The sequence below is a fragment of the Rhizobium terrae genome (genome assembly GCF_003425685.1).
In the GTDB taxonomy this organism is placed as follows: Bacteria; Pseudomonadota; Alphaproteobacteria; order Rhizobiales; family Rhizobiaceae; genus Neorhizobium; species Neorhizobium terrae.
Map to the genome: position 1 here is coordinate 184238 of NZ_QJKM01000009.1, position 20710 is coordinate 204947.

The 20710-nt window shown below is 62.8% G+C and carries 18 protein-coding genes; 11 read left to right on the forward strand and 7 right to left on the reverse strand.

Features of this window, described 5'->3' with window-relative positions:
* The first annotated feature begins 159 nt into the window (after positions 1-159).
* The 3 genes from DMO26_RS18375 to DMO26_RS18385 all read left to right on the forward strand — a co-directional run bounded on the left by DMO26_RS18375 (position 160) and on the right by DMO26_RS18385 (position 2828).
* Positions 160-1839: a formate--tetrahydrofolate ligase gene (locus DMO26_RS18375; RefSeq protein ID WP_117193607.1), complete on the forward strand. Its 1680-nt coding sequence runs from the start codon at positions 160-162 to the stop codon at positions 1837-1839.
* A gap of 110 nt (positions 1840-1949) precedes the next feature.
* Positions 1950-2213, forward strand: coding sequence for a hypothetical protein (locus tag DMO26_RS18380; RefSeq protein WP_117193608.1), 264 nt, complete (start codon positions 1950-1952; stop codon positions 2211-2213).
* Positions 2214-2450: 237 nt separating this feature from the next.
* Positions 2451-2828, forward strand: coding sequence for a VOC family protein (locus DMO26_RS18385; protein WP_117193609.1), 378 nt, complete (start codon positions 2451-2453; stop codon positions 2826-2828).
* 148 nt (positions 2829-2976) lie between these two features.
* Here DMO26_RS18385 and DMO26_RS18390 read toward each other — a convergent pair whose 3' ends face one another.
* On the reverse strand, positions 2977-4242 hold the full coding sequence (locus DMO26_RS18390) for an extensin family protein (RefSeq protein ID WP_162894965.1): 1266 nt from the start codon (positions 4240-4242) through the stop codon (positions 2977-2979).
* A gap of 294 nt (positions 4243-4536) precedes the next feature.
* Between DMO26_RS18390 and DMO26_RS18395 the strand changes: the two genes are divergently transcribed.
* Complete coding sequence (locus tag DMO26_RS18395; protein ID WP_117193612.1) at positions 4537-6726, forward strand: anthranilate synthase; 2190 nt, start codon at positions 4537-4539, stop codon at positions 6724-6726.
* 1 nt (position 6727) lies between these two features.
* Positions 6728-7228, forward strand: coding sequence for a GNAT family N-acetyltransferase (locus DMO26_RS18400; RefSeq protein WP_117193613.1), 501 nt, complete (start codon positions 6728-6730; stop codon positions 7226-7228).
* A gap of 31 nt (positions 7229-7259) precedes the next feature.
* On the opposite strand, the gene DMO26_RS18405 is transcribed toward DMO26_RS18400, so the two are convergent.
* A complete protein-coding gene (locus DMO26_RS18405; RefSeq protein WP_117193614.1) occupies positions 7260-7568 on the reverse strand; it encodes a hypothetical protein in 309 nt (102 codons plus the stop codon).
* 265 nt (positions 7569-7833) lie between these two features.
* Here DMO26_RS18405 and DMO26_RS18410 point away from each other — a divergent pair, with 265 nt between their 5' ends.
* From DMO26_RS18410 to DMO26_RS18420, 3 genes are all read left to right on the forward strand, one after another.
* Positions 7834-8754, forward strand: a complete 921-nt coding sequence (locus DMO26_RS18410; RefSeq protein ID WP_226951342.1) for a cation diffusion facilitator family transporter — start codon at positions 7834-7836, stop codon at positions 8752-8754.
* On the forward strand, positions 8751-9215 hold the full coding sequence (gene queF / locus DMO26_RS18415) for a preQ(1) synthase (RefSeq protein ID WP_117193615.1): 465 nt from the start codon (positions 8751-8753) through the stop codon (positions 9213-9215). Before DMO26_RS18410 ends, queF begins: the two co-directional genes overlap by 4 nt.
* A 207-nt stretch (positions 9216-9422) precedes the next feature.
* Positions 9423-9623 carry a KTSC domain-containing protein gene (locus DMO26_RS18420; RefSeq protein ID WP_226951343.1) on the forward strand — a complete coding sequence of 67 codons (201 nt, stop codon included), beginning with the start codon at positions 9423-9425 and terminating at the stop codon, positions 9621-9623.
* A 122-nt stretch (positions 9624-9745) separates the two neighbouring features.
* On the opposite strand, the gene DMO26_RS18425 is transcribed toward DMO26_RS18420, so the two are convergent.
* Both DMO26_RS18425 and DMO26_RS18430 read right to left on the reverse strand, forming a co-directional pair.
* Positions 9746-10561, reverse strand: a complete 816-nt coding sequence (locus tag DMO26_RS18425; protein WP_117193617.1) for a DUF2076 domain-containing protein — start codon at positions 10559-10561, stop codon at positions 9746-9748.
* A 99-nt stretch (positions 10562-10660) separates the two neighbouring features.
* Positions 10661-11248: a HupE/UreJ family protein gene (locus DMO26_RS18430; RefSeq protein ID WP_117193618.1), complete on the reverse strand. Its 588-nt coding sequence runs from the start codon at positions 11246-11248 to the stop codon at positions 10661-10663.
* A gap of 218 nt (positions 11249-11466) precedes the next feature.
* Here DMO26_RS18430 and DMO26_RS18435 point away from each other — a divergent pair, with 218 nt between their 5' ends.
* A complete protein-coding gene (locus tag DMO26_RS18435; RefSeq protein WP_404947064.1) occupies positions 11467-12057 on the forward strand; it encodes an ATP-dependent Clp protease proteolytic subunit in 591 nt (196 codons plus the stop codon).
* A 188-nt stretch (positions 12058-12245) separates the two neighbouring features.
* Here DMO26_RS18435 and DMO26_RS18445 read toward each other — a convergent pair whose 3' ends face one another.
* From DMO26_RS18445 to DMO26_RS18455, 3 genes are all read right to left on the reverse strand, one after another.
* Positions 12246-13280, reverse strand: coding sequence for a MerR family transcriptional regulator (locus DMO26_RS18445; protein ID WP_117193620.1), 1035 nt, complete (start codon positions 13278-13280; stop codon positions 12246-12248).
* 120 nt (positions 13281-13400) lie between these two features.
* Positions 13401-16097 carry a bifunctional diguanylate cyclase/phosphodiesterase gene (locus DMO26_RS18450; protein ID WP_162894966.1) on the reverse strand — a complete coding sequence of 899 codons (2697 nt, stop codon included), beginning with the start codon at positions 16095-16097 and terminating at the stop codon, positions 13401-13403.
* Between the two features lie 107 nt (positions 16098-16204).
* Entirely contained in the window at positions 16205-17152 is a 948-nt protein-coding gene (locus DMO26_RS18455) for a GGDEF domain-containing protein (protein ID WP_117193623.1), read from the reverse strand.
* Between the two features lie 291 nt (positions 17153-17443).
* Here DMO26_RS18455 and DMO26_RS18460 point away from each other — a divergent pair, with 291 nt between their 5' ends.
* Together DMO26_RS18460 and leuA are read left to right on the forward strand one after the other, a co-directional pair.
* Positions 17444-18628, forward strand: a complete 1185-nt coding sequence (locus DMO26_RS18460; RefSeq protein WP_117193625.1) for a benzoate/H(+) symporter BenE family transporter — start codon at positions 17444-17446, stop codon at positions 18626-18628.
* A gap of 326 nt (positions 18629-18954) precedes the next feature.
* Positions 18955-20703: a 2-isopropylmalate synthase gene (gene leuA / locus DMO26_RS18465; RefSeq protein WP_117193626.1), complete on the forward strand. Its 1749-nt coding sequence runs from the start codon at positions 18955-18957 to the stop codon at positions 20701-20703.
* Positions 20704-20710 lie beyond the last annotated feature (7 nt).

A 20710-nucleotide genomic window follows, 5' to 3' on the forward strand; every position in this document is an offset into this window, starting at 1 on the left:
GCGGCGCGAGCGATCGCGCCGCCTCTTTTTATTGCGCAAGCTCCTTATTGTGCGAGCTCCGTGTACAGCCGATGTTCCCGCTATTCCCACGTTGCTTTTCCTTCGTTATTCATAACCGCGCGGACATATCACGGGATCCGTGAAGGTGGGGGGCGGAGCATGGCAATCGTGAAATCGGACATCGAGATCGCACGTGCGGCAAAAAAGAAGCCGATCGCGGAGATAGGCGCGCGGCTCGGCATACCGGCGGATGCGCTGGCTCCCTATGGCCACGACAAGGCGAAGATCGGCGCGGATTTCATCTCCTCGCTCGCCTCCCGTCCCGACGGCAAGCTGATCCTCGTCACGGCGATCAATCCGACGCCGGCCGGCGAGGGCAAGACGACCACGACGGTCGGCCTGGGCGACGGGTTGAACCGCGTCGGCAAACGCGCCGTGATCTGCATTCGCGAGCCCTCTCTCGGTCCCTGCTTCGGCGTCAAGGGCGGAGCCGCCGGCGGCGGTTATGCGCAGGTGATCCCGATGGAGGATATCAACCTGCATTTTACCGGCGATTTCCACGCCATCACCTCGGCGCACAACCTGCTGTCGACGATGATCGACAACCATATCTATTGGGGCAATGCCGAGAACATCGACACGCGGCGGATCAGCTGGCGGCGGGTGATGGACATGAACGACCGGGCGCTCAGGCATACGGTCGTCTCGCTCGGCGGCGTCGCCAACGGTTTTCCGCGCGAAAGCGGCTTCGACATCACCGTTGCTTCCGAAGTGATGGCGATCCTCTGCCTCGCGGCCGACCTTGAGGATCTCGAAAGGCGGCTCGGCGAGATCGTCATCGGCTACCGGTTCGACCGGTCTCCGGTATTCGCCCGAGACCTCAAGGCGCACAAGGCGATGACGGTCCTGCTCAAGGACGCGATGCAGCCGAACCTCGTCCAGACGCTGGAAAACAACCCGGCCTTCGTGCATGGCGGGCCTTTCGCCAATATCGCGCATGGCTGCAATTCGGTGATCGCCACCAAAACGGCGCTGAAGCTTGGCGAGTATGTCGTGACGGAAGCCGGGTTCGGCGCCGATCTCGGGGCGGAAAAATTCTTCGACATCAAATGCCGCAAGGCGGGGCTGAAACCGGATGCGGCGGTGATCGTCGCCACCGTGCGGGCGCTGAAGATGAACGGCGGGGTGAAGAAGGACGAGCTTTCGGCGGAGAATGTCGAGGCGGCGAAACGCGGCTCGTCCAATCTCGGCCGCCACATCGCCAATGTCCGGAAATTCGGGGTGCCTGTGGTGGTCGCCATCAACCATTTCACCTCGGATACGGAAGGCGAGATCGCGGCGGTCAAGGAATTCGTGGCGCGGCACGGGGCGGAGGCGATCGTCTGCCGGCATTGGGCCGATGGTTCTGCGGGCATCGAGGAACTGGCCTACAAGGTGATCGAGCTTGCCGAAGGCGGCCAGGCGCAATTCCAGCCGCTTTACCCGGAGAAACTGCCGCTGATGGAAAAGATCGAGATCGTCGCATCGAAGATCTATCACGCCGGCGAGGTGACGGCCGACCGCGGCGTGCGCGACCAGCTGAAGGCCTGGGAGGAGCAGGGTTACGGCGATCTGCCGGTCTGCATGGCGAAGACGCAATATTCGTTCTCCACCGATCCCAATCTACGCGGCGCGCCGGAGGGGCATGTGGTGCATGTGCGGGAAGTGAGGCTTTCGGCCGGCGCCGGTTTCGTCGTCGCCATCACCGGCGAAATCATGACCATGCCCGGCCTGCCGCGGGTGCCGTCCGCCGAGCGGATTTTCCTCAATGAGGACGGTTTCGTGGAGGGGCTGTTCTGAGGGCTTGGAGGCAAGCTCTTACATCGGCTGGAACCGAAACCCGCCCGCCGAATTGATGCTGCGCAGGAATGGCACGAAGCCGTTCATTTCATGTGCGTGGAGAGAGCCCGATGTCGATCGTATCCCTGAAAATGCCCCTGATTGCATTCCTGGCAACGGCTGCCGCGCTGTCGGGCCAGTCCGTGGCCCGGGCCGCCGATCTCATGGAGGGATACCATTCCCAGCGCGCCGCGATTTATCGCGAGCGTCCGCGGGTCGTCCGCACCACCTATATCCGGCGTGAAGTTCAGGAATGCCAGACCCTGAAGATCCGGGAATACGGCTACAAGAAGTTCGTCGATGTCTGCTTCCGGCCGTTCAGCCTTGCGCCGTAACGTAAGACCGGCGGGCTTGAAGCCGTCGCGTCCCGCATGTTAGGGATCGGCCGTCGAAAAAGGCAGGGCCGGATATGGTAAGCACGGCCCCTTCCGCAAGGAAGCTCTGATCCGCATCCACGTTTCAGTGCATGTGAGAACCCGCGACGAGAAACGGCGCATCCCGCGCCGCTCTCGGCGGATTCCGTGCGCCTTTTCGCAACGTTCCGCCGGGGATTACTCCGAAGGACGAATATCATGCGAATGAACCATCTCGATCTCCATGTGCCTGACGTCGCGGCAACCAGCGCTTTTCTCGTCCGGCATTTCGGCCTCGCTCTGTACGAGATGCGCGGTGCGAACGGGCTCGCCATCCTCGCGGACGATGCCGGGCTCGAAATCGTCATCAGCCGCCCCGTCGAAAAATTCGGCGGCGGCGAGCAACAGGCGCTCGGGCTCGTTACCTACCATATCGGCTTCATCCAGGCGGAAAGAGCGGATGTCGATCGGCTGTACCGGGAACTTCAGGGCAGCGAGGCTGAACTCGTCGGCGAACCGCGCGAGATGCGCGGCGGTTATCTCTTTTATTGCCTGGCGCCGGGTCGAGTGATGATCGAAGTGGGGTGGCGCCCGTGAAAGTGCGTTACCCCGAGTTTCCTGAATTATCCGGCCATCCCATCTCTGCGGTCGGGTCGCCGCATATGTCCTTCTCCTCGCCCGCGGGGAGAAGGTGCCGGCAGGTGAATGAGGGAAGTTCGCCGATGCCGAGGGATGGAACGATTTCCTACCGGCAATACCGATATCCACCCTTCCGCTCCAGCACGTCCAAATGCAGATGGGTCTCATGGGCCGCATCGCTGCCCGGCGACAGGACGGTGGTGAAGTGCAGGCAGGCGCCGGCGGTGGCAGTGCGCTGGAAGGCGCCTTCCAGCGTCGAATCCTCCGTTCGCGGCTTCATCTCCATCTTCTCGCCATTGTCGAGCCTGAAGGCCGCGACATCGAAGGCGTTGCCGCGAGCGTGTTCGGAAATCTTGCCGGTCGAGGCGCTGTTGCGGAGCCGGCAGGAGTAGGTGGAGCCCGGCACGAGGCCGACGATCCGGCGGCCCGGCATGGCGATGTTCAGTGCCGGCTGAACGGTGTCCTTCAGCCAGTGGGCCATGGTCAGCGCCGTCTTGCAGCGCATCGTCGCGCCGCCGAGCTCGACGCCGGGCAGCACTTCGGCCACGTCGATCGGGTGTTCGATGCCGCAGCCGTCGCCGTCGTCGATCGGGTCGGTCGGCTCGAACTTGGCGCCGAGCGCCGTGAGGCCGGCAAGGCAGGCCTTCAGTTCCTCCGGATCCTCCTTGACGAGGGGAGGCGGGGGTGGAGGAGGCGGTGTCCCGGCGGTCTCTTCCTCCTTTTCCTTGCCGTCGGGTTTGGGGCCGTCATCCGTCGCGGCGGTTGCCGGCTGGCCGGGAGCGGGATTTTCCTCCGGCTTCCGTTGAGGGGTCGGGACTTCGGAGATGGCTGGCGGATTGGCCTGAACGTCCGAAGCTCTTGAGGCGGGCGCTTGTGCATCCTGTTTGGGATCTTCCCCGCCCTTCGAGGCCGGCTGCGGGGACTCATGGGGCTGCTGCCGTTCGGCCTGTGCAGCGCGTGTTCCTGCCGGCTTTTCGCCACTCGGCTTCTCCGCGGCTGCACCGCCGGCGATGCCCTGATCTTTTGCAAGATCGCCATTTGCCTGATCGTCTCTGGCCATTTCGTGATGCGGCTGTCCCAAGGGCGCGGTTTCGCCTGCCGGTACCGGTCCGGCCGGCTTCGGCAAGGGTATGGGAACGTTCGCCACTGCCGGTGGTTGGGGTGTCGCATCGCGTCCCTGCGGTGGCCGGGATGCGCGGCGGTGGGCGGTTGAACGTTTCTGCCCCCCAGACCCATCGAGGAGCCGGGTTAGGAAGTTCGCTTCCACGACATCGGCCGGCTGCGCGCGCGGCACCGGCCTCGCGGGCGGCGGCGTCGCACCGAGCAGAAGGGGCGCGCTCATCGCGATCAGGCAAAGGGCCCGTTTCATCATCCTGGCCTCCTTGATGCCCCATGCCGGATGTCCCAGGGGGGGTGCGCAGAGGCAACGCATTTGCCCCGGTTTTGGTCGCACGACGCCGCAAGAAATTCGCTTGCGCGGATTTCAATCCCACGCTAACAATTCGGCCCATGACGAACTTGATGAACATCGCTAACTGGTGGCCGGCACGCATCACGCGGCCTTGACCAGTCATGTCCATCGACTAGACGCAAAGCCGCCCGAAAACCGAGGCGGCTTTTTTGTTGGTCGCGCAAGGAACCCGGGCAAACCAGATCGGAGAGGGTAATGGTAACGATCATTCGGGATGACGGTTCGGAGACCTACGAGACGAGGGGCGGGATCACCGTCAGCCGGCAACGGCGGGCGGCGGATTACGCGACCGCCATCTCTTCCTATGTCGATCGCCTCGACGAACGGCGCGGCGCGGTGTTTTCCTCGAATTACGAGTATCCGGGCCGTTATACCCGCTGGGATACGGCGATCGCCGATCCGCCGCTCGGTATCTCCTCGCATGGTCGCAAGGTGTGGATCGAGGCCTATAACGAACGCGGCGAAGTGCTGCTGGGTTTCGTCGCCGAGAGGCTGAAGACGGCGGCGGACCTGACGCTCGGCGACCTGACCAAGCGGCGCCTGGACCTCACCGTCAACGAGCCGACCCGGGTTTTCACCGAGGAAGAGCGCTCCAAGATGCCGACGGTGTTTACCGTGCTGCGCGCCGTGGTCGATCTCTTCCACTCGGACGCGGATTCGGCGATCGGCCTGTTCGGCGCTTTCGGTTACGATCTGGCCTTCCAGTTCGACGCGATCAAGCTCTCCATGGAGCGTCCGGAAGACCAGCGCGACATGGTGCTGTACTTGCCGGACGAAATCCTGGTCGTGGACCACCATGCGGCCAAGGCCTGGATCGATCGGTACGACTTTTCGAGAGACGGCGTGACGACCGAAGGCAAGTCGGCCGAGATCGCGTCCGATCCGTTCAGGCGCACCGACACGATCCCGCCGAAGGGCGACCACAAGCCCGGCGAATATGCGCAACTCGTCACGAAGGCGAAGGAAAGTTTTCGGCGCGGCGACCTTTTCGAAGTGGTGCCCGGCCAGAAGTTCATGGAACGCTGCGACTCGAGGCCTTCCGAGATCTCCAACCGGCTGAAGGCGATCAATCCGTCGCCCTATTCCTTCTTCATCAATCTCGGCGATCAGGAATATTTGGTCGGCGCTTCGCCCGAAATGTTCGTGCGGGTCTCCGGCCGGCGCATCGAGACCTGCCCGATTTCCGGGACGATCAAACGCGGCGAGGACGCGATCTCCGATTCCGAGCAGATCCTGAAGCTCCTGAATTCCAAGAAGGACGAGTCCGAACTCACTATGTGCTCGGATGTCGACCGCAACGATAAGTCGCGCGTCTGCGAACCGGGCTCGGTCAAGGTGATCGGCCGCCGGCAGATCGAGATGTATTCGCGGCTCATCCACACCGTCGACCATATCGAAGGCCGCCTGCGGCCGGACATGGACGCCTTCGACGGCTTCCTGAGCCACGCCTGGGCGGTGACGGTCACGGGCGCGCCGAAACTCTGGGCGATGCGCTTCATCGAGAACCACGAGAAGAGCCCGCGCGCCTGGTATGGCGGGGCGATCGGCATGGTGGGCTTCAACGGCGACATGAACACGGGCTTGACGCTGCGCACCATCCGGATCAAGGACGGCATTGCAGAGGTGAGGGCAGGAGCAACGCTTTTGAACGACAGCGATCCCCATGAGGAAGAGGCCGAGACCGAACTCAAGGCATCGGCGATGATTGCCGCCATTCGCGACGCGCGTTCCGGCAATACAGGCAAGGTCGGCCGCGACGTGGCCCGCGTCGGGCTCGGCGTCAAGATCCTGCTGGTCGACCACGAGGACAGTTTCGTCCACACGCTCGCCAACTATTTCCGCCAGACGGGGGCCACGGTTTCGACCGTACGCAGCCCGGTGCCGGAGGAGGTTTTCGACCGCTTCGATCCGGATCTCGTGGTGCTCTCGCCCGGTCCCGGCAATCCCAAGGACTTCGACTGCAAGGCGACGATCAAGACGGCGCGGGCGAAAAACCTGCCGATCTTCGGCGTTTGCCTCGGCCTGCAGGCTCTCGCGGAAGCCTATGGCGGCGAGCTTCGCCACCTGGCGCTGCCGATGCACGGCAAGCCGTCGCGCATCCGCGTGCTAGAGCCGGGCATCGTCTTCTCGGGCCTTGCCAAGGAAGTGACTGTCGGCCGCTACCATTCGATCTTCGCCGATCCGAAGACGCTGCATCCGGATTTCATCATCACGGCGGAAAGCGAGGACGGCACGATCATGGGCATCGAGCATGCCAGGGAACCGATTGCGGCGGTGCAGTTCCATCCGGAATCGATCATGACGCTCGGCGGCGACGCCGGCATGCGGATGATCGAGAACGTCGTGGCGCATCTTTCAAAGAAACGCGAAACGAAGGCGGCATAGAATGCTCGAAAAAATTGCGATCGTGCCCATCCGCGAGGAGCATATCGAGAGTTTTCGCAAGGCGCTCGACACGGTGTCGCGCGAACGAAAATACCTGAGCTTTCTGGAGGCGCCGCCGATCGACGACGTGCGGCCCTTCGTGCAGGACATGATCGCGAACGGCCATCCGCAGGTCGTGGCGATGGTGGACGCCAAGGTGGTCGGCTGGTGCGACATCCGCCGCAATTCGCGGCCGGTCCATGCCCATTGCGGTACGCTCGGCATGGGCATCGTTCCCGGCTATCGCGACAAGGGGCTCGGCACCCGATTGATCACGGCGACTCTGGAAGCCGCACGAAAGCTCGGCCTCCATCGCGTCGAACTGCATGTGCATGCGGACAACCCGAGAGCGATCGCGCTTTATGAAAAAGTCGGCTTCGTGCGCGAAGGCGTGGCGCGCGATGCGGTGAAGATCGACGGTCGCTTCATCGACAGCATCGGCATGGCGGTTGTCTTCGGATAGGCCGTCGGTAAGATGAAGCCGGCCATGCGGCCTAGAAGATCATCATGACCGCTCCGCCGAGTATGGCGGAGCCGGCAAACGATGCCGCGGGAAGGAACCACGCAGGCCAATGCCAGCGGGGCTCGACGCCGAAGGTCGCCTCTATGGCGTCGCGGGCGACACCGGCCTGCGCAAGCGCGCGGCGCAGTGCCGGCGTTCCCTCGATCTCGGCATCTGCCACCTTTACCTCCAGTCCCCGATCGAGGCAGAGGCTCGTCTTGACGCGGAAACGATTTGCGCCGAGCCTCCGAACGATCACGCGCTGGATGGTTTCCGGATCCACATCGACGAAAAAGGTCATCGCGGCAAATTCCTCCCTTACGCTTTTAGTTTTCTCTAATTTATATCGTTTGGCGGGTGTTGTCTGCATTTCGGAGATCAGCCTTAAAGAGAGGTTGGCTTCATCCGAACGGCTGCGACGGGACGGGCACGGCCTTTGACAAATGGGCGCATCTGAGGCATATACCCCGGCGAACCGAAACCGCCGGAGCGAGACGATCTCGCTCCGGCGGTTTCGCCGTTTTGGGACTTGGGTTCTGCAAATCATTCGCACGCGCAAAAAGGAAATGGTCGTGGCGAGAGATGAGAAGATGGTCGAACGGCTGGCCTTCTGGGGCATTCCGGTATCGATCGGGGTGATCGCGCTGAAGTTGCTGGCCTGGTGGGTGACGGGCTCGGTCGCGCTGCTTTCCGACGGGCTGGAATCGCTCGTCAACGTGGCGGCCGCCATGATCGCCTATTTCGTCATCCGTTATGCGCAGCGGCCCGCCGACCACGATCACCAGTTCGGCCACCACAAGGCGGAATATATCTCGGCCGTGCTTGAGGGCATGCTGATCGTCGCCGCGGCAATGCTGATCATCAACGAGGCCTGGCAGGGACTCGTGTCGCCGAAACTGCCGGAGGTGCCGGTTCTCGGCCTCGGCATCAACGCCGTCGCCACCGCCGTCAATTTCGTCTGGGCGCGCAAGCTCATCAAGGAAGGCGGAAGACATCGGTCGCCGGCCATGCAGGCGGACGGCCAGCACATCATGTCGGATGTTGTGACTTCGGCGGGCGTTTTCGTCGGCCTCATCCTGGCAATCTGGACGGGCAACCCGATCCTCGACCCGGTACTTGCCATCCTGGTGGCCGGCAACATCATCTGGCAGGGTTACAAGGTCATCTCCCATTCGCTCGGCGGGCTGATGGACCGGGCGCTGGAGCCCGACGAGGAGGCGGCGGTACGCGAGGCGATCGCCGCCCATTCCGGTGGCGCACTCGGCGTGCACGACCTCAAATCGCGCCGGGCGGGGGCAGTGGCCTTCATCGATTTCCACCTCGTCGTGCCGGCGGCGATGAGTGTCGAAGAGGCGCACGGCATCTGTGACCGCTTGGAAGATGCGATCAAAGAGATTATTCCCGGCGCCACGTTGGCGATCCATGTGGAGCCGGAGAGCGAAAATCCGCATGGCCAGAAGGTAGACGTCGAAGGAACAGGCAAATGACGATGACGGATGTCAGCGGGCTCTCGCAGCTCGGATCCCAGGTTGAATCTCCGAAAAGCCCCGAGGAGGCCGTGCTGGAAAAGGTGCCGAACGGCAACCAGGGCACGGATTACGTGGTGCGCTTCACCGCACCTGAATTCACCTCGCTCTGCCCGATGACCGGCCAGCCGGATTTCGCGCATATCGTGATCGATTACATTCCGGACGGCTTTCTGGTGGAATCGAAGTCGCTGAAGCTCTTCCTGCATTCGTTCCGCAACCATGGCGCCTTCCACGAGGACTGCTCGATCTACATCGCCAAGCGGATCGTCGACCTGCTCGATCCGAAATGGCTCCGGATCGGCGCCTATTGGTATCCGCGCGGCGGCATTCCGATCGACGTCTTCTGGCAAACGGGCGAGGCACCGGCCGGCGTATGGCTGCCCGAACAGGGGGTGGCGACGTATAGGGGACGTGGGTGAGGCGGCGGGCTCGAGCCGGAGAAAAAGAGCGTCTTCTCAGCCCCGACCTCGCGCAGCGATACCGTCCCGGACGACCTGGCCTCGGGTCAATCGTCTTTGTGCGTTGCACTTTGCTGTCTTCGGTAATACATTAACCGCGCGGAAACTATAAAATTGCAGGCATAGTCGTACGATATTTTGAAGTGATTGCACCTTCGGGAAACTGTCATGCGTGCTGAAATTCGCTCCAAGCTGATCGAATCCGCCTCTTACGATGAAGAGGGGAAGTTCCTTTGCCTTTACATGACCAATGGCGAACGCCGAGAATTCGGCCAGGTGCCCAAGGTCATATTCGAAGCGCTGATCACGGCGAAGTCGCCGGGCCAGTACTATTTCAACGAAATCCGTCATCACTTTCCGATGCGGTGACCTGGATATCGGAAAGCGGTTGGCTGAAGCCGGTTGTCTAGCCGATCGTGAAGAAAATCGACAGCGCACAGCGTGCCACACTCTAAGGCGAGGCGCACCCGCAAGCCGACGCTCAACTGCGGCTATACATCCATCGAATTGTCGTTGTCGAAATCGCTGTTGTCGAAGTCCGGCTGGTCGTCTGCATCGTCGCCGTCATAGTCGGCCTGCTGCCAGCCGCCGTTGTCGTCCGAACCGCGATCGCCGGCATTGTCCTTGTCCGCCGCCTCGCGTATTGCGTCATCGCCGAAATAGTTGTTGTTGATGATCGTTTCCTCGGCCGGTGCGGCGGGATTGCCGAACGGGTTTGCGCCGGCAAAGGGGGAGCCCCAGCCGAGCGAATTGGCGTGGCTGCTGAAAATGCCGGAGAGCGAGTTGGCGAGCAGCATGCCGCCGGCGACGCCCGCTGCCGTGCCGAGCGCGCCGCGCAGGAAACTGCCGCCGGCCGATGGCATGGCTTGGCTGCTCCAGGGACCGGACGGCGAGGGTGGCGCGCGATAGCCGTCGTCATAGTCGCTGCCGGTGCGATAGCTCTGGCGGGGGGCACTACTCCAGGGACCGGAGGATGGGGCGGGAGCGGCCTGCCGGGCAGGCTGCTGCGATTGGCTGGTGCCGAAGATCGAGCTCAGGAAACCACCGCCCTGTTCGGCGCGGTGATGCTCGTTGTCCTCGGATTCGAGCTGCCGGACGCGCTCCTCCAGTTCCTTGATTCGGTTGGACGCGGCCTCCAGCCCCTTTTCCTGCACGATAACGGCCTGGGCGAGGTAATAGGCCGCATAGGGCTGTTCGCGGGTCGCCCGATCGATCAGGGTTTCGGCGTCGCGGTCCCTGGGTGTTGAGGATGCGGTGCGCACGCGATCGAAAAGAGCGGTCAGGATCTGGCGTTCTTCCGGTGACATTGTTGCCTCCTTGGGGGCTGTTGCCATCACCAAGGAGGTAGGAACGGAATTCGGCTTTTCAAAGCCGAACTCCCTTACATTTCGGTAATGCGGCCGGGATCAGCCGAAAACCAAAGACAGGCCGAGCAGAGCGGTGGCGGCGCCGAGGACGCGGGTGACATATGGGCTGACGCGGGCGATGCCGAGGCCGAGTGCGATGCCGGCGATATGCAGCAGCGCCGTGGCGATCATGAAGCCGATGCCGAACTGGAGGGCGCCCGCCGAGCCCAGTTCTTCCCCATGCGCATGGCCGTGGAAGAGCGCGAAGACGCCGACGGTCGCGGCACAGGCAGCGGTGGGCAGGCGGACCGCCATGGCGACCAGCAGGCCAAGAGCGATGACCGAGGCGAGGATGGCCGGTTCGACGAAAGGAAGCCCTATGCCGGAGACCGCCAGGAAAAAGCCGATCGCCATGGTGCCGACGAAAGCCGACGGCACGATCCACAGCGCCTTGCCGCTGCTTTCGCTCTGGGCGACCTGAGCCGCCCAAAGGCCGACCGCCACCATGACCAGGATGTGATCCATGCCGAACAGCGGGTGCGAGACGCCGGCCATGAACGACCCGTGTTCCTCCGGGTTGAGATGGGCGAGGGCAGGCGCCGCCGCGGCGGCGAAAACGGCGGTGGCGAGTGAAAGGCGTTTCAACATCTTGTTCCCCTGAAAATCATTAGGATGCGGAATGACGGCAAGGAGGATAGGCCAGCGGCATTCCGCCTGTCCACCGGCAATCTCGGCGGAGGGCGGGGCGGAGCTACGTCATTCACCTTAGTCGCCGGAAGGTGGTGTTCTTAGACTTCGCCTCCATTGTTTTACGGCCGCGAACACATTATGTCCCGTATATGAATCTGATGCAGGAGACTCTGACTGTGCTCGACGACGAAGACGACAAGGACGACAAGACCAAGGAACTGCCGCTCGGCAAGGAAACGGAGGCGAACCTTTTCAAGTCGCGTTCGATCTTCATCTACGGCCCTATCACCCAGGAACTGGCGCAGAAGGTCAATACGCAGCTGGTCGCGCTTGCCGCCGCCAGCGACGAGGATATCCGCGTCTACGTCAATTCCCCCGGCGGCCACGTGGAATCGGGCGATTCGATCCATGACATGGTCAAGTTCATCAAGCCGAAGGTCTGGATGATCGGTACCGGCTGGGTCGCTTCCGCCGGCGCGCTGATCTACGTTTCGGCCGCAAAGGAGCGCCGCATCGCGCTGCCGAATACCCGCTTCCTCCTGCACCAACCGTCCGGCGGCACTCGCGGCATGGCGTCCGACATCGAGATCCAGGCCCGCGAGATCATCAAGATGAACGAGCGCCTGATTAAGATCTTCTCCAAGGCTACCGGCCAGTCGGAAGAAAAGATCGCCAAGGACATCGATCGCGACTACTGGCTCTCCGCCGATGAGGCCAAGGATTATGGCCTGGTGTCGAAGATCGTCACCTCGCAGAGCGAAATCTGATTGCAACGAGCTCTGAAAAGCCCCGCCGGTGGAAAATCGGCGGGGCTTTTTCGTTTCGGAGCCAAGGACTGCGCGCGGCGATCCGGATTTCGCGGAAGCCTGTGTCGTTCCGCCTTTCGGGCAGGTTGGAAACGTGCCGCAGACGGTCGGTCAGCTGCGGCTTTTCAAGCGTAACCGTTGCAGCGGCCTCACGCCACCTGCGGCCTGAAGGCGATGACACCTTCGGTGCGGGCGCGGACCTCCGGCGTGGCCAGGCAGGTGGCGACGGCCTCGTAGCCCGGTGCGCCGGGATAGGGCAGGACGCGGGTCGGCGGGCTGTGGTTCGCCGGGCAGAGGATGATCGCTTCGTCCGGATCGACTGCGCCGAGTTCGAGGATCGCGGAGGAACGGGTCAGCATGAAGATCGGCCGGGCACCGGGGCCGCGCCGGCGCAGATGGGCGATGACGGCCTCCTGCGTCGCCTGATCAAGACCCTGCTCGATCATGTCGATCACTGACGGTCCTGACGGATCCTCTTCTATGGCGACGAGGAGGGCGGTGAGGGCCGGGGAGGGCGAGGCGCCGTCTTCCACGAGCCATGCCATCGCCTGCGCGACGCGTGCCTTCAGGGCCGGATCGGCCTCCATGCGGGTACGGGCGCCGGCGGCATCGTCAGCGCTGCGGTCGAGGCCGACAAAGGTGGCGCCGGGCAGATTTTCGGCGATCGCCCGCGCAAGCCGTGTCTTGCCGCTGCCGAGCGGACCGATGATGTAGGTGAGCGGCCGCATGTCGCGAAGCTCGAAACGCTCGCCGCCCCAGGGCCACGGAAGATCGAAGGCGGCGATCACTTCGCCCGCCGGCCGGACAAGCCGCCGCAGCTCCCGCATCTTCGGCGGATACCCCTCGGCGAGGCCGGCGCGCAGGTCGCGGACGGTCTCGATGGTCGCGGAGAGCTGGCGGACCCCCTCTTCGAGCCGTTTCTGATGATCGGCAAGTGCGGGTGCCAAGCCCTGCGGATCGCCTTTCAGGACACGTGCGACCTGGCCGAGGCTCAAACCAAGCGCACGGAGCGCCGCGATCTCGGTGGCACAGTCCATCTCTGTGGGCCCGTAGGTCCGCCAGCCGGCGGCGGTGCGCACGGGGATGAGAAGCCCGCGCTGTTCGTAGAGGCGCAGCGCCTTCTGGGAAATGCCGAGCCGTTCGGCGGCTTCGGAGGCGTTGATGTAGGGTGCGGAAGAAGTCAAGGAATCACCTCGCTGGTTGTTGACCGCCTCTCTATCGGGGCAGCCCCAGGGGCCGGGTCAATGGGTGATTGGAAGATGCGGCATTTTAGGACCGGCGCCTTCAGTGGCGCGCCCGCCGGGTCAGGCGAGACGCGCCACGGAGGAGATGCCGGCGGGTTGGTAACCGTTCTGCCAGTCTTTCGCAAAAGTGGCGAAATCGGAGGCCGACATCGGCTTTGCGAAGGCATATCCTTGCAGGACCTGGCATCCGAGGTTGCGCAGGATCTCCACATGGGCGGCCGTCTCGACGCCTTCCGCGACGATCTCGATGCCCTGCGAGCGGCCGATCTCGATGATCGAGGCGACCAGCCGGCGCTGCGAACCCGAGGCGTCGAGCGGCGCGATGAGCTTGCGATCGATCTTCAGCCTTTTCGGCCCGAGTTCCAGAAGGCTGACGATCGAGGCGTGGCCGGTGCCGAAATCATCGATCTCGATATCGATGCCAAGCGCCTTCAGCTTCCGGATGGCGGCGGTGAGTTCCTGATCCTGACCTTCGAAGGAAATGGATTCCAGAAGCTCCACCGAAAGCGTTCCCGGCTGGAACGACAGTTCGGAAAGCCGCTTGAACAGCCGCTCCTCCGTCAGCCGCTGGGCGGATATGTTGACCGACAGGTGCGGGATTTCTAGGTCGAGCGCCCGCCAGCGCATCGCTTCGAACAGCGCCTTTTCGAGAATGACGGCGTCGATGTCAGACGCCCGGTGCAGGCTTTCGGCGATCGTCAAGAACCGGTCCGGGGTCAGCACGCCGTGCTCGGGGTGGTCCCATCGGGCGAGCGCCTCGACGCCGGTTATCTTCAGCGATTGCGCATCGAACTGCGGCTGGAAATAGGGGATGATCTGGTCGCGTTCCAGCGCCGTCAACAGTTCGTCCGAGATGCGCTTGGTGAGGACAGCCGCCGAACGCAGTTCCTCCGTGAAGATCTCGACGCGGTTGCGGCCGCGCTTCTTGGCCTGATAGAGGGCTATGTCGGCATTGATCAGCAACTCGCTCAGTTCTTCGCCGGCAGATGTCTGGCAGGCAATGCCGGCGCTGCAACCGACACGACACTGGTGCCCGTCGACATCAATGGGTTTTGAAAGCGCCCTGACGATCGACTGTGCGAGCTGCTCGGCGCGCTTCAGGGGCTCGGCGCCGCCCGCCACCACCACGAACTCGTCGCCGCCGATGCGTGAGACGAATTCTTCCGGTCCAAGCTGTTCCAGAAGCCGGGATGTGCAGGCCTTGAGCACTGCATCGCCCGCCGCATGTCCCAAAGTATCGTTGACTTCCTTGAACCGATCGAGATCAATGTGGATGAACGCCAGGCGGTGATCGGATGCCGTCGCTTGCGAGGCCGTCATGAACTGATCGAGGAACCGGCGGTTGGCGAGCCCCGTCAACGCGTCATGCAGCGATTGATGTTCGAGCGTCTTCCTTGCCGACCGAAGCTCGTCGTTCTGGCGCTCCGCCCTAGCGCGGGCATCGCGAAGCTGCATTTGGAGCGTCACGTCCCCGGTTACGTCCCAATTCGCGCCGACGACCCGCTTGGTGCCGTTCGCCGTCCGGTAGGTGGCGCCATGAGCGCGGATATAACGGATTTCTCCATTGCTCGAAACGACGCGGAACTCTGTGCGGTAGCTCGACTCATCCCGAAGCGCTTTCAGGAACAGCGTTTCCGCAGTCTCGATATCGTTGGAATGCACGGCGCTTCGCCAATCATTGTATTCGCAGATCGTTTTTTCCGGCGGCGCATCGTAGAGCTCGCGCATCCGCCGGTCCCAGATCAACATGTCTGTCGACGGCTCGTATTCCCACACGCCGACGCCGGAGGCTTCGAGGGCCATTTCCAGCCGCTGGGAAAGCGTTTCGAGCTGCTCCTCGCGCTGCTGAAGGATGCGGATGTTGCGGGAGCGCTGTTTCATCAGCAGGCCGGCCCAGATCAGCGGGGCGACGATGCAGAAGGTGATCAGCAATGCCCATATGCGGAAGCTGGCGATGTCGGGCGGCGAGGTCTGCCATCCATCCCTCGGGACAGCGGCAAGATACCAGGTGTCGTAGCCGAGCTCGATTCTCGTCTTGACAGGATCCCGGGAGAACACCTCCAGGCTTCCGAGGAATATGTCCTTTTCGCCGGGAACAGGCCGTTGGGCTATCGCGATGTCCAGGCTCTGACGCGAGGTGTTGACGTCGCTGTCGGTATAGAGTCGGTTGAGATCGATGACCGCGGAAACGATGCCCCAGAACCGCCCGCTCGATAGCGAGAAGACCGGATAGCGGGCAATCAGTCCCTGACCTCCCTGGACCAGATTGACCGGTCCGGTGATCACCAGCGCGCGCCGTTCGACGGCCTTCATCACCGCATCCCTCTGCTGTTCGTTGGCGCGGTAGTCTAGTCCGATGCTCTTTTTATTGGCCTCCTCGGGATAAACGAGGTTGATGACCAGGTCCTGCGCCCCGGCGATGTTGCGCAGTTGCGAGGGAACGCCGAGAATCCGCTCCGACAGTGCCGAAAACTGCGGCTGTGTCATGTTGGGGTTTGCAGCGAGCGCCGCGACAAGCCCGTAGATCAGGTTGACGTTGCCGTGGATGTTGGTTTCGAGATTGGACGCCACCCTGGCCAGTTGTTCTGCCGCCTTGACCTGCTGGGCGATCCGGAACTGGTTGCGCTGCTCCAGATCCGCGCGCACCACGCCTATGAGCACGGCGGTGACCGCCAGGATCGCAGGCAGGAAATAACCGAGACCCAGCAACTGCGGACGGGACAATTTTGATTTCAAGACAAAGGCAGGCGAGATCATCAGGGCTTCCGCTATCTCACCCACCATCGCCGACAAACTTTAATATTGTCTAATTTAATCTGACGACACGAACGGCGCATGCCGTTCGCGACCGATCGCAAGCACGTCTATGCGATGCTCATCTGGTCCCTGCCAGCGCGCTTGGAGCGGTAGAGCCCTTCATCGGCGCGCTTCAGGACGTCCTCGAAGGACGTGTCGGCTTCCTGGAATTCGCCCAGGCCGCCGCTGATGGTGACATGATATCCGAGGGTTTCCCTAAGATCCGAAGGTATCCGCTGGCGCAACCGGTTAGCGATGACGATGCCGTGCTCCCGCCGGGTGGCGGGCATCACGACCACGAACTCGTCGCCACCGAGCCGGGCGAGGAAATCGGTCTTACGCAATTGCTGGCGACAGATGCCGGCGATCGCCTGGAGAACGGCGTCGCCCACCGCGTGGCCGAGTTCGTCGTTGACGGTCTTGAAGTTGTCTACATCGAACATCAGCACCGATGTCGGAATATGCTCGTCGCGAAAGAGTTCGAATTTCAGGCCGAGCACGTCCATCAGCTTGCGCCGGTTGAAGAAGCCGGTCAGCGCGTCGGTCTCGCTCTGATGGCGAAGCTGGTTCTCGACAGCGTTTTTTTCGGTGATGTTGCTCGCCACCCAAATGACCGCGTCTTCGCCTTCGACCTGGAAGCCGAGCGCCTGGACGCGGCCCTCGAACCAGATGGGGTGGTCCGGGCCGGCACTTTCGAGGCCTTTGATATCGCTGCCGGAAAGACTGTATTCGACGACGTGGAGAGCCCGAGAGGCGAGCGCCTTCTCGATCTCCCGCACGAAGCGGTGCGCCTTCTCGAACTGCAGCACCTCATAGACGTTGCGGCCGACGAGGCCGCTGCCGTCGTGATAGTAGCGCGTGTCCTTGCCGCCGAAGATCGCCGCGTAACGGCCGCTTCGGGTCAGGATGAAGCACGGGTCGGGCAGGGTGGAAAGAATGAAAAAAAGCTGCTCGCCGGAAAAGATGGTTTCTCTTCCGACGTCGTTTTCTGCGAGGCGCTCTGGCGATGCCGTCATGGCTTTTCCCTGGGCGGTTTTCCTGGCACGGCGTCTGCCATGGCGAAGCAGGCGGGCGGGTGTCACAAGCCGGCCAAGGCTAACTGCAACTTCCTTCGAAATTATCAACGAATGCGAATATTCTAACAGACGGTTGTCCGCCGGCATCGGGAGGCGGCATCACGCCCAGCGAACCGTCGCCGGCGCCCGGAATTTCGCCTGAGACCGTACCCGTTTGCCGGCGGCGTGCCTTGCCTTCCTTGCCGGGCTTATGCTCGATAGCGGACTTTCGCATTCACGGACCTCGCCACAATGCTCAAGGATTTTTCCGTCTCTGCCCTGATGATGGGCCTGCTCACGGCCTTCGTCGGCTTCATCAGTTCGTTTGCGGTGATCATGCAGGGACTGCAGGCCATGGGCGCGACGGCACCGGAGATCGCCTCGGCACTTTTGGCGCAGTCGGTCTCGATGGGCTTGCTGGCGATGGTCTTTTCCGCCCGGTACCGCATGCCGATCAGCATCGCCTGGTCGACGCCCGGTGCGGCGCTGCTGTCCGGCATCAGTGCAATAGAGGGCGGTTTTCCGGCGACCGTCGGCGCCTTCGTCGTCTGCGGCGTGCTGATCATCCTGTCCGGCCTGTTCCGGCCACTCGGACGGGCGATCCGGATGATCCCGGCGCCGCTCGCCAATGCCATGCTCGCCGGCATTCTGCTCAGCCTCTGCCTCGCGCCGGTGAAGGCGGTCGCCTTCAATGCCGCGTTCGGCCTGCCGATCGTCATCACCTGGATGGTCGTCGTTTCCCGTTGGCGGCTCTGGGCGGTGCCTGCCTCGCTCGGCGCGCTGATCCTGGTGCTGATCTTCGGCGTCGACCTGCCGCCGGACATCATGGCGCAGATCGGCGCGGCGATCCAGCCGGACCTGACCTTCATAACACCGGTCTTCACGCTGCACGGCGCGATCTCGGTGGCGATTCCGCTTTTCATCGTCACCATGGCCTCCCAGAACATTCCGGGCATCGCCATCCTCAAGGTGCATCACTACGAGCCGCCGCCGGGAGTGCTTTTTGCCGGCACCGGCCTCTTCTCCATCCTCGGCGGCCTCGTGGGGGGCGTGCCGGTCAACATGGCGGCGATCACCGCGGCGATGTGCGCCAGCGACGACGCCCATCCCGATCCGGCAAAACGCTACTGGGCGGCGATCGTCGGCGGCTCCGGGTATATCGTGCTCGGGCTCGTCGCCGGCGGCATCATCGCCTTCGTCTCGCTGGCGCCGCCGGTTCTCCTCCAGGCGGTGGCGGGTCTCGGCCTGATCGCGGCGTTTTCGAGCGCGGCCTTCGCCGCCTATCGCGAGCCGGAAACGCGGGAGGCAGCGGCGATCACCTTCCTCGTCACCGCTTCCGGCACCTCGTTCGCCGGCATTTCCGGCGCCTTCTGGGGGCTTGTGGCGGGCGGCGTGATGATGGGACTGCAGCGCTTCATGCGGTCGCCAAAAAAGTAAACGGGGACTTGCCTCGATTTTCAGCCGCAGTTATACATCCTGCCCATGACCATGACAGGCGCAATCATGTCCGACCGTTCGTCTACCCGTCGCTTCGCGGCCGGGACGCCGGTTCTTGCGCTTTCCTCGCTTCTTAGCCTCGACCTTACGCGCGGTTGCCGGGTCCGTTGAGGAGCGCCCGGCGGCCGAAAGCCCGCCCGGCATAAGAGCTCCTCTCACGAACATTCAATACCTGAGCCACTTGAGACCTGTAAGGTCCGCATCTGCGACGGCTATGAGCCCGATGGCGCCGGAGCGATGCGTTTAGCGAGAAGAGACCTGAAGCCATGGACGCCACGACCAATTCCTCCGACAAACAGCCGGTCAAGACCGGCCAGAAGGCAGGCATGCCGGAAGCCGCGATGAAATACCGCGCTTACCCGACGATCAGCATTCCCGACCGTACCTGGCCGTCGAAGACCATCACCAAGGCACCGATCTGGTGCTCCGTGGATCTGCGCGACGGCAACCAGTCGCTGGTCAACCCGATGGGCCACGACCGCAAGGCCCGCATGTTCAAGCTCCTGCTCGACATGGGCTTCAAGGAAATCGAGATCGGTTTCCCGTCCGCCTCGCAGACAGATTTCGACTTCGCCCGCTGGTGCGTGGAAGAGGGAGGCGTGCCTGAGGACGTTTCCCTGCAGGTTCTGGTTCAGTGCCGGCCGGAGCTGATCACCCGCACGTTCGAATCGCTCGAAGGTGCGGTGAAGCCGATCATCCATTTCTACAACTCGACCTCCGAACTGCAGCGCCGCGTGGTCTTCGCCAAGGACGTCGCCGGCATCAAGCAGATCGCCGTCGATGCCGCCAAGATGATCACCGACATGGCGGCGAAGGCCGCCAATGGGGCAAATGGCGGCTACCGCTTCCAGTATTCGCCTGAAAGCTTTACCGGCACGGAACTCGAAGTGGCATTGGAAATCTGCAATGCCGTCATCGCCGAAGTGAAGCCGACGGCCGACAACAAGCTGATCATCAACTTGCCGTCCACGGTCGAAATGGCAACGCCGAACATCTATGCCGACCAGATCGAATGGATGTGCCGGCAGATCGACAACCGCGAGAACGTCATCATCTCGCTGCATCCGCACAACGACCGCGGCACCGGCATCGCGGCCACCGAGCTCGGTCTGATGGCGGGCGCCGACCGCGTCGAAGGCACGCTGTTCGGCAACGGCGAGCGCACCGGCAATGTGGACGTCGTGACGCTGGCGCTCAACATGTACACGCAAGGGATCGATCCGGAACTCGACTGCTCCGATATCGAGCGGATCAAGGCCGTCTACGAATATTCCAACGAGATGGTCATTCCCGAACGCCATCCCTATGTCGGCGAACTGGTCTACACGGCCTTTTCCGGCTCGCACCAGGATGCGATCAACAAGGGCATGAAAGCGATCAGGCAGGCCAATGATCCGCATTGGGAAGTGCCTTACCTGCCGATCGACCCACGCGACGTCGGCCGCTCCTACGAGGCGATCATCCGTATCAACTCGCAGTCCGGCAAAGGCGGCATCGCCTATATCCTGCAGGAGGATTACGGCCTGAACCTGCCGCGCAACCTGCAGGTCGAGTTCCGCGAGGACATCCAGCGGATCACCGACGAAGAGGGTAAGGAGCTTCCCTCGAGGCGCATCCACGAACGCTTCATGGAGCGTTATGTCGAACAACCCGGCGCTCGCCTGAAATTCGTCGACCACCACACCTATCCGGCCGGCGTCGACCACAAAGGCGTGCGCGTCGTGGCCGCCGAGATTACCGACCGGGGCGAGGTGAAGCGGATCGAAGGCAAGGGCACGGGCCCGATCGACGGTTTCATCAACGCGCTCTCGACCTATCTCGGCATCGAGCTGTCGGTGAACGACTATTCCGAACATTCGCTGCAGCACGGCTCGAACGCCTCCGCCATCGCCTATGTGGAGATGGAGCATCCGGGTGGAAAACTCTTCGGCGCCGGCATCAACCAGAACATCGTCGCTGCGTCCCTGGAAGCGATTATTTCGGCGGCGAACCGGGTGATTGAGGCGAGAGGCTGATCAGCCC